Below are 14,211 nucleotides of genomic sequence, written 5' to 3'. Positions count from 1 at the left end.
TTTTGTCCTTACTTCAGTTGCGCGAGTTCATGGTTGAGCATTGGCAGGTCGAGCTTTTGTTCTTTAGCACAGCGTTTCGCAATGTCATAACCTGCATCAGCATGGCGCATGACACCTGTGGCTGGGTCGTTATGTAAAACACGCGCAATGCGTTGCGCTGCGTCATCTGAACCATCACAGCAGATCACCATGCCAGAGTGCTGAGAAAAGCCCATACCTACGCCACCGCCGTGGTGGAGTGACACCCAAGTTGCGCCACCGGCTGTATTGAGCAGTGCGTTGAGCAGCGGCCAATCGGAAACAGCGTCTGAGCCATCTAGCATACCTTCAGTTTCACGGTTTGGGCTTGCTACCGAGCCGGAATCTAAATGGTCGCGACCAATCACGACTGGCGCTTTTAACTCGCCACTTTTCACCATCGCGTTAAAGGCTTGGCCTAAACGTTCGCGATCTTTCAAACCCACCCAACAGATGCGAGCTGGTAGGCCTTGGAATTGAATGCGTTCGCGCGCCATGTCTAGCCAGTTATGTAGATGGGGGTTATCAGGGATTAACTCTTTCACTTTTTGATCGGTTTTATAAATGTCTTCGGGATCGCCAGACAGGGCGACCCAGCGAAAAGGTCCAATCCCCTCACAAAATAGCGGGCGAATGTAGGCTGGCACGAATCCTGGGAAGTCAAAAGCGTTTGCCACTCCTTCTTCGAGAGCCATTTGGCGGATATTGTTGCCGTAGTCGAGTGTGGCAGCGCCGCGTTTTTGCAGCGTTAACATCGCTTGAACTTGGACCGCCATCGATGCTTTGGCCGCCTTGACCACTTGGCTTTCATCTTGAGTGCGCATTTGAGCGGCGTGTTCCATGCTCCAATTTAAGGGTAAATAACCATTGAGTGGGTCATGGGCCGAGGTTTGGTCTGTCACCACGTCGGGGGTGATATTACGCTCAACTAGCTGTGGAAAAATATCGGCGGCATTACCTAACAAACCGACAGAAATCGGTGTCTCCGAGCTATCGATCATCGCCAAGGCTTCATCTAAACTGGTGGCTTTTTTATCGACATAACCAGTGCGTAAGCGGTAGTCGATGCGCGATTCATCACACTCGACCGCAATCATGGAAAACCCAGCCATGGTTGCCGCTAATGGCTGAGCGCCGCCCATGCCACCTAAGCCGCCAGTCAACACCCAGCGGCCTTTTGCGCTACCAGCAAAATGCTGTTTAGCGATGGCGACGAAGGTTTCGTAAGTACCTTGTACAATGCCTTGTGAGCCGATGTAGATCCATGAGCCAGCCGTCATTTGACCGTACATCATCAAACCTTGCTTATCGAGCTCATTAAAGTGCTCCCAGTTGGCCCAATGTGGTACAAGGTTTGAGTTGGCAATTAGCACACGTGGTGCATTTTTGTGCGTCGGGAAAACACCGACAGGTTTGCCTGATTGAACCAAGAGCGTTTGATCCTCTTCAAGGCGTTCAAGCACTTCAACAATTTTATCAAAGCACGGCCAATTTCGGGCCGCGCGGCCAATGCCACCATACACCACAAGTGCATGTGGGTGCTCTGCAACGTCTGGGTCAAGGTTGTTCATGAGCATGCGCAGTGGCGCTTCGGTTAACCACGATTTGGCTCGAAGTGTTGTACCGTGAGGGGCGCGAATGGTGCGCGTGGTATCAAGACGTTGCTCTTGAGTATGGGGTTGCGTCATGTTGAGACTCCTTGTGTTTCACAATGTGGCGCTATTGTTGTTATGGTGCCAGTATCGGGTTAAGTGAGGTGTAGCGATTAATCGTCGGTCATGGCATTGGCGATATCCCAACACAGCCTTGCCGCGAGACGAGCAGTTTGATTGTCTTGGTCAAATTGTGGGTTGTATTCGGCAATGTCGGCAATTAACAGCTTATTTTTGTGGTAGAAAATTTTGTCAAAATAAGGGGCAAGCGCTTCATAACTTACGCCACGTGCCGCTGGGGCGCTGACTCCCGGCGCCGTTGCAGCTGGAAAGACATCTAAGTCAATTGTCAAATAGAGATAGTCACACTGGTCAATGAAGTGTTGCAGTTCACGCAGATGATCAATCGGGCTCAGTGCTGAAAACTGATTATCTTGCATATACCAAACGCCCAGTTCATCGGCTCGTTGAAACAGTGCAGTCGTATTACTTGCTCGGCTCACACCTAAGCAAGCGTAATGAAATGGCCATTGATTTTGCTTGCACCATTGATGAATTTGATTGAAAGGAGTGCCCGAGCTAGGTCGCACCGAAGCGATCTCTGACTCAAAAGCACGCAAATCGAAATGTGCGTCAAAATTGATGATCCCAATTCGTGGTTGGCTGATGGCTTGTTGACTCAGATATCGCGCTGCGCCTTGAAACGTAGCCCAAGCGACTTCATGACCGCCACCCAGTACGATAACCGGCGTTTGTTTAAGCGTATGGGCAATCACATCAGCGCACTGTTGCTGAGCCAGCTCAAGCTCATCATCAATACAACGAATATTGCCCAGATCAAAAAAGCGAGAGTGCTTATGCCAAGCCATGTTGGCCAGCGCTTGGCGAATGGCATCGGGAGCCTGTTTTGCGCCAATGCGCCCTTTGTTGCGTGCCACCCCTGCATCGCATTCAAAACCGATAATGGCAATGGCTTTCTCATCTTGGCTTGGTTGAATGGGAAGCGTATTGACGGTGCAACGTTGAGTTTGATGGTGAACGCGTGTACCTAACTCGCCATCTTCGGCATCGTCACGGCCTTGCCACTCGAAGCTGTGCTGAGTGTTGCTAAAAATAGGGTTATTCATAGGTAAATGCTCCGTCAACTACTCGTGCATGCAAACGCGGTACGCCCACTTGATAACTTAAATCGGCTGGGTGGCTAATATTCCAAATGGCGAGATCGGCATCATAGCCAGTGGCAATTTTGCCGCGAGAATCAGCAAAACCTAACGCTTGCGCAGCATGTTGAGTCACACCTCGTAAGGCTTCTTGGGGGGTTAAGCCAAACAGTGTGCACGCCATATTCATCATAAGAGTGAGGTCAGCAAACGGCGATGTACCGGGGTTGAAATCACTTGCGATGGCCATTGGAATATGATGCTGACGCAGTAAATCAATCGGTGGGAGTTGGGTTTCACGTAAGAAATAAAAAGCACCGGGCAGTAAGGTTGCCACGGTATTGGAACGGGCGAGTGCAAACACACCTTGCTCATCTAAATATTCGATATGATCGGCAGACAAACCTTGGTAATGGGCGGTTAAAGCGCTTCCCCCTAGGTTTGATAATTGCTCGGTATGACCTTTCACTTGCAGCCCATGCGCAATTGCGGCTTGGAACACTTTTTCTGTTTGTGCCAGCGTAAAACCAATCGATTCACAAAACACATCGACGCTCGAAGCGAGTTTTTGTTCGGCCACCAGCGGGATGATTTCCTGACAAATATGCTCAACATAATCGTCTGATCGGTGTTGATATTCTGGTGGAATGGCGTGAGCGGCGAGCAGTGTTGTGACGACTTTAATGCGGCGATGATCCTCAAGGTGCTTAGCCGCTTTGAGCATTTTTATCTCATCATGGAGCGTTAAACCGTAGCCCGATTTGATCTCAACGGATGTGACACCGGAACGCAGCAACCCCTCTAACCTTGGTAGTGCCAACTCAACCAATTGGTCAATGGATGCGGTGCGGGTGGCGTGGACGGTTGATAAAATACCGCCACCTTGCTTGGCGATCGCTGGGTAGGGAACGCCTTGCAAGCGCATTTCAAACTCATTGGCGCGGTTACCGGCATAGATAAGGTGAGTATGGCAATCTATCAACCCCGGAGTGATAAGCTTGCCTTGGCAATCTATGACTTTGTGTTCTGGCGCGGCGGCGATGGGAATGTGGCTATCAAGGCTGGCGTCAATTTTGCCCGCTTTTATCACCACAGTTTTAGGAGAGCTAGGCTGATAGCCAAGCTCTCCTTGTTCCATGCTGACGATACGCGCGTTGGTCAGTATTAGATCCATCTTTATTGTCACCGTTATCGCTTAGTGCGCTACTGATTTAAATGTATATACAAATAAATAAGGCAAAAGCGCAGGCGGTGCAAGATGAATGTTGCAAAAGTGTGATCGAATGTTGAAATGTGTAGCGTTAATCGAGCATCACTTTAGAGGTTAATTTGTATTTCGAGCCCGGGTGATAAAGCAGTGCAGAGCTGACTAACTTATCGCCACTCCAGGTACGGCGATTAAGTAGTAAACAGGGTTCATTGACGGCCAACTGCAACAATTGTTTGATGTGATGCTCGGCAATAATGGCTTCAACAGTGTGCTCAATGGCACTTAATGGGCAGTTTTGTGAAAGATATTGATTGGGCGTCATGAACGAAAAGTTTTGTTCAAGATAGTGGGGCGCGTAGCGGCTATTGACCCAACGCACTTCCAGTTGTATCGGAGTATCATTAGCAAAGTGAATGATTTCACTATAAAAAACAGAAGATCCTAGCATGACACCGAGTTTGATAGCGACACTTTCATCTGCTGTTAACGCAAGTTGCTTTAAGACTTTACTGCGATATTGCTTCCCTCGGCTAGCGACCTCGTCAGCAATATTACGAATATCAAGTAGCGGTGATTCCGCTTTGTCTTCTACCGCGCAAACAAAAGTACCTAGCCTTGGTCGGCGTTGCAGTTTTCCATCAGCTACCAGATCCCGTATCGCTTTATTCACCGTCATCCGACTCACATTAAATTGCTCAGTCAGTTCTAGCTCGGTGCTTATGCGTTGGCCGACAGGCCAGTGTCCGGATTCAATGTTATCTAAAATAAATTGTTTTATTTGTCTATAAAGTGGTGAGCTTGACATGGGCATGATGAGTTTTATTTGAATATACAAATAATTAACGAAGTCGCTGGGAAATGCAATATTTAGATAAGGCTTTGCGATCATCATCGGCCAAAACTGTGAATTGGTGAAGCAGCTATCGACGACAAAGGGTCAGTGTCACGGTAAGATGGCGTCGTAACTTGTGGTTTAAATAATAAAGAGAAAATGCGATGACAGCTCCAACAGAAATGACTTTTTTCGCTCGTTTTGAAGCGGATATTTTGGCGAAAAAGAAAGTGATCACCATTCGTGATGAGAGCGAAAAGCACTACCAAGTTGGCTCTATTGTCGAGGTGAGTACGTTGGAAGAGGGACGAAAGTTCTGCCGCTTGTTAATCAATAAGGTTGAACCGATCCTATTTAGCGAATTAAGCCACTACCATGCAGAGCAAGAAAATATGTCACTCACGACACTGAAAGAGGTGATTCAAGACATTTATCCCAATATTGAACAGTTGTATGTAATTCACTATCAACTGGTTGAAGAGAAAGCTCTGGAAAAAGATCACGCTTAAAAATAATAACGCCAATCAATCACGATTGGCGTTATTGCTGTTTGCCTCAAGACAGTGTCACGACGATTTCATTATAAAACGCAGCAACAGTAATGAGGTTAGTCACGCTTCCACAGAATGTGGCAGAACTTTTGGTTTGGGTCGCGGCTGACGAGCATTCTTGCAAACACATCGTCTAGTACGTCGTCCTCTTCGTTGACAAGACCGATCAATACTTCCGCGTAAGCTTCCTTATCGACGTCAAAACCCACGTGTTGAACCCAATCATCACCAACGTCAACCAGTTCAGCCGCGCCACGGTCTTCAAATTGTGCCGTAAACAGGATGACATCAACAGGTTCTAGATTATCGGGTGCCATTTCAAGAAAGATGTCGTAAGCCGCATCAATGGCATCGTCGTAAGAAATCAAATCAGACATTATTATGCTCGGCTCATGTATTTGCGTTCAGCGGTGTTGATAATAATACGGTCGCCAGTTGCGACATATTCAGGAACCTGCACAACAAGGCCAGTGCTTAAACGTGCTGGTTTTGAACGCGCAGAAGCTGAAGCACCTTTGATGGAAGGATCAGTCTCTTCAATCACAAGCTCAACAGATGAAGGGACATCTAGTGCTACCGCAACACCGTCAACGACAACCACATACATACCTTGGATTTCTTCAGTGATGAACAGTAGCTCATCTTCGATATCCGCCTGTTTAAACGTAAATTGAGTGTAATCTTCGTTATCCATGAAGATGTACTCATCACCATCAACATAAGAAAACGAAACCGCACGGCGGTTCATGTCAACGGTGTCGACAAAGTCATCGGCTTTTAAACGCTCATCAACGCGAGCGCCAGTGTTCAAATCAGTACAACGTAGTTTGTAGATTTTAGAACCACCGCGGCCACCAGGAGTGGTCACTTCGATGTCTTTAATCAATAGCGTCTTGCCACCAGAAATAATAGCAAACCCTTTTTTTAATTCATTCGCCTTTGGCATGGAATTTTTCCTTCATACTTAGTTTCGGCGCATTATACCTTGCCGTTTTCGAAAAGGAATATCTTGATTGATTGCTTTGCATAGTAGAACATGACCGCGTGTACTTTTTCTTAAATTAACTAACGCTTTTTGCTATGTATTTATCGGTTATTGACCCAAAACAACCCTTTCAGGCTGAATATCAAGCGGCTATCGATGATCTCATCAAGTTTCTGCGTGCCGGGTTAGGTGACAATCTACATAGTCTTTACCTTTATGGCAGTGTGGCGCGCAGAACTGCGCGTTATGGGCGCTCCAATTTGGATGTAGTGTTGGTCACGCACCGTGATTTCTCCGAGCAACGAGCAACTCTGCTGAATACGATAAAATGGCGATTTCAGAAAAGTTTCCCACATATCACCGAAGTCTCGATCAAAACTGCACTCGTGAGCGAGGTAGCCACTTTAGAGAGCATTTTTACGTGGGGATTTATGTTGCGCCATTGCTGCGTTTGCATCTTGGGTGATGATCTGGCGGAATGCTTTGGCGATTTCGAACCCAGTTGGGAAATAGCCAAACACTGGAATATGGACATCGCAGATTGGGTCTTTTTTTATCGTGATAAAATTGCAAAAACCAGCTCTGAAAGTGAACAGAGCAAGGCGCAAGTAGCCATTGCCAAGAAATTACTGCGCGCCAGTTATTCTTTGATTATGTATCGTGACAAAAATTGGTTTGATGATCCTATCGAATGCGGGCAGCAGTTTTTACGTTATCATCCGGAGAAAAAAATCGACATTGAGAGATTGGGTATTTTGCTCTCTGGACGAGTGATCGCCAAACGCTCAGTGATTGGAATTCTAGACAGTTATGGGCAATGGCTTGCAAAGCAGTATCAAAAAACAGAGTTTCGGATTGGTTAACCGCTGGCTAGGTCGTCGTACTTCTTAAAATAACCCAAGTTGTGGCTGGCTGAGCTGTTCGAAATTCAAGCCAACAAAAGGCAAAATGGCTTCTGCGACTGGCTGCAATTGTTTATCGATATAGTGCTGATAATCGATAGGACTTTTTAAATATTCTTTAGGCTCGGGGCCATTCAGTGTGATGAGGTATTCGATACGACCTCGATTTTGATATTGTAATGGTCGGCCTAACTGCTGGTTTATCGTATCAGCAAGTCGCGCAGCTCTTACTTGTGGCGGTACGTTTTTTTGGTATTCATGCAGCTTGCGACGCAACCGTTTTTGGTACACGAGCTCATGGTCGAGTTGACCGGTTTGAGTTTGCTCAACGATTTCACGAATAAACGCCGCAGGGTCTTCACCATTAAAAATCATCGAATAAAGTTGGTGCTGAAAGCGTTGTGCGAGCGGAGTCCAGTCCGTTCTTGCACTCTCAAGCCCTTTAAAAATTAGCCGCTCGTTTTCGCCTTCACCGATCAATCCCGCATAGCGTTTTTTTGACCCCGTTTCTGAACCTCGGATGGTGGGCATCAGAAACTTTCGGTAGTGGGTTTCGTATTCCAATTCCAGCATCGATTCCAATCGGTACTCTTCACGTAAGTGGGTCGTCCACCATTGATTGATGTGTTCAACCAGTTGTTTTCCTACGCGATCCGCTTGCTGCTGTGAATATTGACCACCTAAAGAGACAAAGGTTGAGTCGGTATCACCATAAATCACTTGATAGCCTTGCGCCTCAATTAACTTTTTAGTTTGCTTCATGATCTCGTGTCCGCGCATGGTAATACTGGACGCCAAGCGAGTATCAAAAAAACGACAACCTGACGATCCAAGCACCCCGTAGAAAGAGTTCATGATGATTTTTATCGCTTGTGAAAAGGCTTTGTTATTGTTCTTTTTCGCCACATCACGCGCAGCCCATAATTTCTCGATCATTTCTGGAAGAAAATGTTTGGTACGGTGAAATTGACCACCACGAAATCCCGTTACCGCTTGGTTATCCTCTTTGCCAATCGGAATTTTTAGCCCTTCAATCAAGCCAAGTGGGTCAATTAAAAATGAACGAATGATCGAGGGATATAAGCTTTTAAAATCAAGAAGTAACACAGAGTTGTAGAGGTTGGGGATGGAGTCCATCACATAGCCTCCGGGGCTTGCGACCCAATTTTCGGAGTGTAAGTTAGGCGCGATGTAACCCGCGCGATGCAATTGAGGTAAATAGAGATTGGTAAAGGCGGCGACAGAACCGCCGACGCGATCTAGCTCTACACCCGTGAGACGGGAACGTTCAATGGCGAAATCCAGCAAATGGGTATGTTCAAAGATTTTATTCACTAACACACAATCTTGCAGGTTGTATTTCGCCAGTGAAGGTTTGTCTTTTTTAAACATACGGTTGATTTCATCCATCCGATCATGGGCGTTGTGAATCGCTTTTCCTTCGCCTAATAGCTCCCTTGATACTGATTCCAATGACCAAGAACGAAATTGGTAAGTGGCTGTTTTTAATGTATCAATTCCATCCAACACTACTCGCCCGGGAATGGTAATAAACCCTTGCTGACTCTGGTTTGAACTACGAAAAAAACTGTGCTGTTTGCCGCGACCAATCGCAAGTCTTAACTTATGCCACTCGGCTCTTTTATGGAGTAAGCGAAAATCAAAATCAATCACGCTCCAGCCAATTACTACATCAGGGTCGAACTCAGTGAACCAATCGATGAGAGCGTTGAGCAATGCGTATTCATCTTTCACCCATTGAATTGGGGTATCGCAAGGTTCGGGCTCACCAATCATGATGACGCGGCTGTCCATTGGGCTATCAAAACCAGTCGAGTAGAGAATGCCTTTTTCAGAACACTCTAAATCCAGCGAAACCACTTTCAGATGAGGAAGATAGTTGCCCGGTCGACATTTCGCCTGTTCTATTTTTGAGTGGGAAAACGTCTGGGTAAGCCGTCCAGTGAATTCAATGCTGCCTTTAAGAAAACGCTCCATAAGAAAGCGGTCGGCAAGCTTAATATCATCTTCTAACGTCAGAATATGATGTTGCTTTAGTAGTGCCGAAAACTCAGCATGCGTTTGAATCGTTTGACAATAACAACCCGCTAGGAGGTTATGTTCAAAATCTTCCAAATCCAATGTTTTTAATTCGATAGAGAGCTGCCGCTCTAACGCTAATTTTTGCGCTTGTGGTACATCTTTCTGTGGTATGAAGAAAACGGGTTTTTCACCACGGATAACCAGTTGGGTTGGACCTTGAGGCGTACTCAACCACAACTCAATATGAGTCGAGCCATGAAGGTCTCTTGCATGGCGAGTAAGTAAAAAACCGTGTTGAATAACCAAGCGTAATAAATCCAAATAGTCGTAACCTTGGGGGAGGGCATCATATCAGAGCTACGAGGTAAATAACGAATTTCAGTGAGGTGAGTAAGCGGGCGATGGAGATGAAATAACCGTTAATTGGTATGGTGTATGCATTTTAACTTTATGATTTGTTTTGGTTTTGTATTATTATGAGGCTGGTTGCATTTTTATGTTTAGGTTCAAATTTGTCAAAAAATCATGTAAAAGTCGTGCGGCATCTCTGTTAATATAATTAAGCTTTTGATTTGTTAATGGATTCTCATTGGATGATTAGCCGAACAAATAAGTACTTGCCAAATTTGGGGTTTGAGCACATATTCAGTGTGAGTAAAAACCAATGTTAAGTTAATTACCCGATTGTGAGTTAATTTCCAATTGTGAGCTAATTAATGTGGGCCGCGATGCTGCTATCCACGATTCAGTGGGTGCAGAGCCAATAGATGAGTGTGGAGATACAAGTTTGATAAGTGTTTTCCTTGTAGATGATCACGAGCTGGTTCGCACAGGGATACGACGTATTATTGAAGACGTCCGTGGAATGAACGTAGTAGGGGAAGCTGACAGCGGTGAAGAAGCAGTAAAATGGTGTCGCAGTAATCATGTCGACGTTGTTTTAATGGATATGAACATGCCTGGTATCGGCGGTTTGGAAGCGACAAAAAAAATTCTGCGCTTTAATCCAGATGTGAAAATCATCGTGTTAACGGTTCATACGGAAAATCCATTTCCGACCAAAGTGATGCAAGCTGGAGCCGCGGGTTATTTAACCAAAGGTGCAGGCCCAGATGAAATGGTCAACGCGATTCGCATTGTGAATAGCGGGCAGCGTTATATCTCGCCTGAAATCGCACAGCAAATGGCATTAAGCCAATTCTCGCCAGCTTCTGACAATCCATTTGCTGATCTCTCGGAAAGAGAGCTGCAAATTATGATGATGATTACCAAAGGGCAAAAAGTGACGGATATTTCCGAGCAACTTAGTCTTAGCCCCAAAACAGTGAATAGCTATCGCTATCGACTGTTTAGTAAGTTAGCGATCAGCGGTGATGTTGAACTGACCCATTTAGCTATTCGACACGGAATGTTAGACACAGAGACGCTTTAGTGACTTCTTTGTTCGACTCGGTCGCTTTTCTTAAAACCGTTACCCATCAGCCCGGCGTTTATCGAATGTATAACGCCGAGGCTGATATCATCTATGTTGGCAAAGCCAAAGACCTCAAAAAACGCCTTTCTAGCTACTTTCGAAAAACAATCGATAGTGAGAAAACGCGCGCGTTAGTCAGCCATATCGATAAAATTGATGTCACCGTTACTCACACAGAAACGGAAGCGTTGATCCTTGAACACAATTACATCAAGCAATATTTGCCTAAATACAATGTGCTGCTGCGGGACGATAAATCTTACCCGTATATTTTTATTAGTGGGCATAAGCACCCTCGTTTGTCGTTGCACCGTGGCGCGAAAAAGCGCAAAGGTGAGTATTTTGGTCCATACCCTGATTCTGGTGCGGTTCGAGAGTCGTTACACCTCATCCAAAAAATATTTCCGGTAAGACAATGTGAAGATACCGTCTATAGCAACCGGACTCGTCCTTGCCTGATGTATCAAATTGGCCGCTGCGCTGCACCTTGTGTGAGTCATATCATCGCGGATGAAGAGTATGCTGAATTGGTTAATTATGTTCGATTGTTTTTGCAAGGCAAAGATAACCAAGTACTTGAAACATTAGTGCAAAAAATGGAACAAGCTAGCCAAGCACTGCAGTTTGAAAATGCCGCTAAATTTAGAGACCAGATCCAAGCCATTAGAAGAGTCCAAGAACAACAGTTTGTTTCTGAAGAGACGATGGATGACATGGATGTATTGGGATTTGCCCAAGAAAATGGCATCGCTTGCATCCATATTTTGATGATCCGCCAAGGTAAAATATTGGGTAGTCGTAGCCATTTTCCTAAAATTCCGGCTAACACGACTCAAGAAGAGGTGTTTGATGGCTTTTTAGGACAGTATTATTTAAGTCACAATGAAGCGCGTACGATCCCAAGTCGAGTGATCTTAAATGCGGGTCTGCTAGAGGATGAAAAGCCGCTGCAAGAAGCATTACAGACCCTGGTCGGGCGTAAAGTTTCTTTCCACATCAGCCCAACAGGTGTGCGTGCTCAATATTTAAAATTGGCTAATACCAATGCATTGAGCGCAATAACGGCTAAAATTAACCATAGAATGACGATCAACCAGCGTTTTAAAGCACTTCAAGCTGTTTTAGGGTTGGATAGCATAGAGCGTATGGAGTGTTTTGATATTTCGCACACCATGGGAGAGAGCACGATCGCCTCATGCGTGGTATTTAACCAAGAAGGGCCTGTTAAACCAGAATACCGCCGTTATAACATCACGGGAATTACTGGTGGGGATGATTACGCTGCAATGGGACAAGTGTTAGATAAGCGGTATTCCAAGCAGCTTGACGTGGAAAAAATCCCCGATGTCATTTTCATTGATGGTGGTAAAGGGCAATTGAATCGAGCTTTGCAGATCATCTCTAGCCATTGGCAAGATTGGCCGAAAAGACCGGTGATGATTGGTATCGCCAAAGGCGTTACCCGCAAACCGGGGCTAGAAACGTTGATTACAACCGATGGCGATGAATTTAACCTGCCAAGTGATGCGCCAGCTTTGCATTTGATTCAGCATATTCGCGATGAAAGTCATAATCACGCCATTGCTGGGCATAGAGCCAAACGAGGTAAAACACGGCGTACCAGTACATTGGAAGGCATAGAAGGGGTTGGGCCTAAACGCCGGCAAGCACTGCTGAAATATATGGGAGGGCTGCAAGAGCTAAAAAGAGCCACTGTTGAAGAAATCGCCAAAGTGCCCGGTATTAGCCATTCTTTAGCTGAAAACATTTATCAAGCATTGAAACAATAAGAAAAATAACGCAACATAACCGCGCAATCGATAAGAGCCTATAAATATGCGTTTGAATATTCCTAATATTTTGTCTTTATTACGACTTTTCCTTATCCCAGTATTTGTCGTTGTTTTCTATCTGCCTTACGGCTGGGGCCCTTTTGCTGCGGCAATGGTGTTTTGGGTAGCGGGTTTTACCGATTGGTTAGATGGTATGCTTGCGCGAAAACTTGGGCAAACCTCTCGCTTTGGTGCTTTTATCGACCCAGTAGCGGATAAAGTGCTCGTTGCGACGGCTCTTATCTTGATCACCGACCATTACCACAGTCTCTGGATAACGATTCCAGCCGTGACAATGATTGCCCGTGAAATCATCATTTCTGCGTTGCGAGAATGGATGGCGGAAATTGGTAAAAGAGCCAGTGTGGCCGTTTCCTGGGTTGGGAAGGTTAAGACGCTCACCCAAATGTTTGCATTGTGGGTACTGATTTGGCGTCATGATGATTGGATGGTGTGGGTCGGCTATGCAGCGTTATACATTGCAACCATTTTGACCTATTGGTCAATGGTTCAATACTTGGCGGCAGCTAAAGACGACCTCCTCAATGCAGAACATCATTAAGAAACGGGCTTAGGCCCGTTTTTTGTTCCTCCAATTTCTACAATCCCTTTCACAACATGCATTATTGCTTCAGTTAAAGCACAGTTATCTCGTGTAAAAGGTGGTGAATTTTGCTATCAAATTAACCAAATCTGTCCTTTTTGAATGCAAAATAGCCAAACGGTTTAAAAACTAAAAAAATAATATTGACTCATCGAATCGAATGCGTAGAATGCATCCCGTACTTGAGAGGAACGGAAGAAACAACCCAACCCCTTGATGTTACAGGGGCGCGTTGGCAGAGGGGCTATGCAGCGGATTGCAAATCCGTGGACCTCGGTTCGACTCCGGGACGCGCCTCCATTGCGACACTAGCTCAGTTGGTAGAGCGCAACCTTGCCAAGGTTGAGGTCACGAGTTCGAACCTCGTGTGTCGCTCCAAATTTTGAGGTGTTGAACTTAAAGTTCAGTATCTAAAGATGGTGTTACTAAATTTTGTAAACAGCATCGCAATGCAGAATTGCGTGCCCTGGTGGTGAAATTGGTAGACACAAGGGATTTAAAATCCCTCGACTTTCGAGTCGTGCCGGTTCAAGTCCGGCCCGGGGCACCATCTTTTTACTGCTTATGCAGTATGCGACACTAGCTCAGTTGGTAGAGCGCAACCTTGCCAAGGTTGAGGTCACGAGTTCGAACCTCGTGTGTCGCTCCAAATTAAAGCCCTAGCAGAAATGCTGGGGCTTTTTCATCTCTGTCTCACAGCCAGTTTACAACCAACGATATCGTTTTAGAGCAACCTTGCCAAGGTTGAGGTCACGCTTTTAGTTCAAAAGAAAGCGAACCTCGTGTGTCGCTCCAAATTAAAGCCCTAGCGGAAATGCTGGGGCTTTTTCATCTCTGTCTCACTGCCAGTTCACAACCAACGATGTCGTTTTAGCGCCACCTTGCCAAGGTTGAGGTCACGCTTTTAGTCCAAAAGAAAGCGAACCTCGCGTGTCGCTCCAAATTAAA

12 protein-coding genes and 4 tRNA genes are annotated in these 14,211 nt (G+C 45.8%); 9 read left to right on the top strand and 7 right to left on the bottom strand.

What is annotated here, in order from left to right:
* Positions 1–8: 8 nt before the first annotated feature.
* From hutU to hutC, 4 genes are all read right to left on the bottom strand, one after another.
* Complete coding sequence (hutU, locus tag AACQ79_RS04115; RefSeq protein ID WP_013856604.1) at positions 9–1,706, bottom strand: urocanate hydratase; 1,698 nt, start codon at positions 1,704–1,706, stop codon at positions 9–11.
* A gap of 77 nt (positions 1,707–1,783) precedes the next feature.
* Complete coding sequence (gene hutG / locus AACQ79_RS04110; protein WP_170898544.1) at positions 1,784–2,797, bottom strand: formimidoylglutamase; 1,014 nt, start codon at positions 2,795–2,797, stop codon at positions 1,784–1,786.
* The gene (gene hutI / locus AACQ79_RS04105; protein WP_170898542.1) at positions 2,790–4,004 is read right to left on the bottom strand and encodes an imidazolonepropionase; all 1,215 of its coding nucleotides are present in this window, start codon (positions 4,002–4,004) and stop codon (positions 2,790–2,792) included. The genes hutG and hutI overlap by 8 nt, the downstream gene beginning before the upstream one ends.
* Positions 4,005–4,131: 127 nt before the next feature.
* A complete protein-coding gene (gene hutC, locus AACQ79_RS04100) occupies positions 4,132–4,845 on the bottom strand; it encodes a histidine utilization repressor (protein WP_038148510.1) in 714 nt (237 codons plus the stop codon).
* Positions 4,846–5,036: 191 nt separating this feature from the next.
* Between hutC and yqfB the strand changes: the two genes are divergently transcribed.
* Positions 5,037–5,381 carry a N(4)-acetylcytidine aminohydrolase gene (gene yqfB / locus AACQ79_RS04095; RefSeq protein ID WP_010319023.1) on the top strand — a complete coding sequence of 115 codons (345 nt, stop codon included), beginning with the start codon at positions 5,037–5,039 and terminating at the stop codon, positions 5,379–5,381.
* Positions 5,382–5,479: 98 nt separating this feature from the next.
* Here yqfB and AACQ79_RS04090 read toward each other — a convergent pair whose 3' ends face one another.
* Positions 5,480–5,800: an HI1450 family dsDNA-mimic protein gene (locus AACQ79_RS04090; protein WP_017050357.1), complete on the bottom strand. Its 321-nt coding sequence runs from the start codon at positions 5,798–5,800 to the stop codon at positions 5,480–5,482.
* A gap of 2 nt (positions 5,801–5,802) precedes the next feature.
* Positions 5,803–6,369: an elongation factor P-like protein YeiP gene (yeiP, locus tag AACQ79_RS04085; protein ID WP_013856610.1), complete on the bottom strand. Its 567-nt coding sequence runs from the start codon at positions 6,367–6,369 to the stop codon at positions 5,803–5,805.
* Positions 6,370–6,503: 134 nt separating this feature from the next.
* Here yeiP and AACQ79_RS04080 point away from each other — a divergent pair, with 134 nt between their 5' ends.
* Positions 6,504–7,271, top strand: coding sequence for a nucleotidyltransferase (locus AACQ79_RS04080; protein WP_013856611.1), 768 nt, complete (start codon positions 6,504–6,506; stop codon positions 7,269–7,271).
* Between the two features lie 24 nt (positions 7,272–7,295).
* On the opposite strand, the gene AACQ79_RS04075 is transcribed toward AACQ79_RS04080, so the two are convergent.
* Positions 7,296–9,659 (bottom strand): DNA polymerase II, encoded by a 2,364-nt coding sequence (locus AACQ79_RS04075; RefSeq protein WP_170898893.1) that lies wholly within the window; start codon positions 9,657–9,659, stop codon positions 7,296–7,298.
* A gap of 481 nt (positions 9,660–10,140) precedes the next feature.
* On the opposite strand from AACQ79_RS04075, the gene uvrY reads away from it, so the two are divergent.
* From uvrY to AACQ79_RS04040, 7 genes are all read left to right on the top strand, one after another.
* Entirely contained in the window at positions 10,141–10,785 is a 645-nt protein-coding gene (gene uvrY / locus AACQ79_RS04070; protein WP_026028128.1) for a UvrY/SirA/GacA family response regulator transcription factor, read from the top strand.
* The gene (gene uvrC, locus AACQ79_RS04065) at positions 10,785–12,617 is read left to right on the top strand and encodes an excinuclease ABC subunit UvrC (protein ID WP_047688276.1); all 1,833 of its coding nucleotides are present in this window, start codon (positions 10,785–10,787) and stop codon (positions 12,615–12,617) included. The genes uvrY and uvrC overlap by 1 nt, the downstream gene beginning before the upstream one ends.
* Before the next feature lie 46 nt (positions 12,618–12,663).
* Entirely contained in the window at positions 12,664–13,221 is a 558-nt protein-coding gene (gene pgsA, locus AACQ79_RS04060; RefSeq protein WP_013856615.1) for a CDP-diacylglycerol--glycerol-3-phosphate 3-phosphatidyltransferase, read from the top strand.
* A gap of 268 nt (positions 13,222–13,489) precedes the next feature.
* Positions 13,490–13,563, top strand: a tRNA-Cys gene (locus tag AACQ79_RS04055).
* Between the two features lie 2 nt (positions 13,564–13,565).
* Positions 13,566–13,641: transfer RNA gene (locus tag AACQ79_RS04050), tRNA-Gly, on the top strand.
* An 85-nt stretch (positions 13,642–13,726) separates the two neighbouring features.
* A tRNA-Leu gene (locus AACQ79_RS04045) sits at positions 13,727–13,813 on the top strand.
* Positions 13,814–13,836: 23 nt separating this feature from the next.
* Positions 13,837–13,912, top strand: a tRNA-Gly gene (locus AACQ79_RS04040).
* Positions 13,913–14,211 lie beyond the last annotated feature (299 nt).

Origin of the sequence: Vibrio sp. 3-2(1), assembly GCF_963887575.1 — a bacterium.
GTDB classification, from domain to species: Bacteria; Pseudomonadota; Gammaproteobacteria; order Enterobacterales; family Vibrionaceae; genus Vibrio; species Vibrio anguillarum.
The sequence above is the reverse complement of the archived record's forward strand: the minus strand, read 5'-3'. Positions and strand labels throughout refer to the sequence as shown.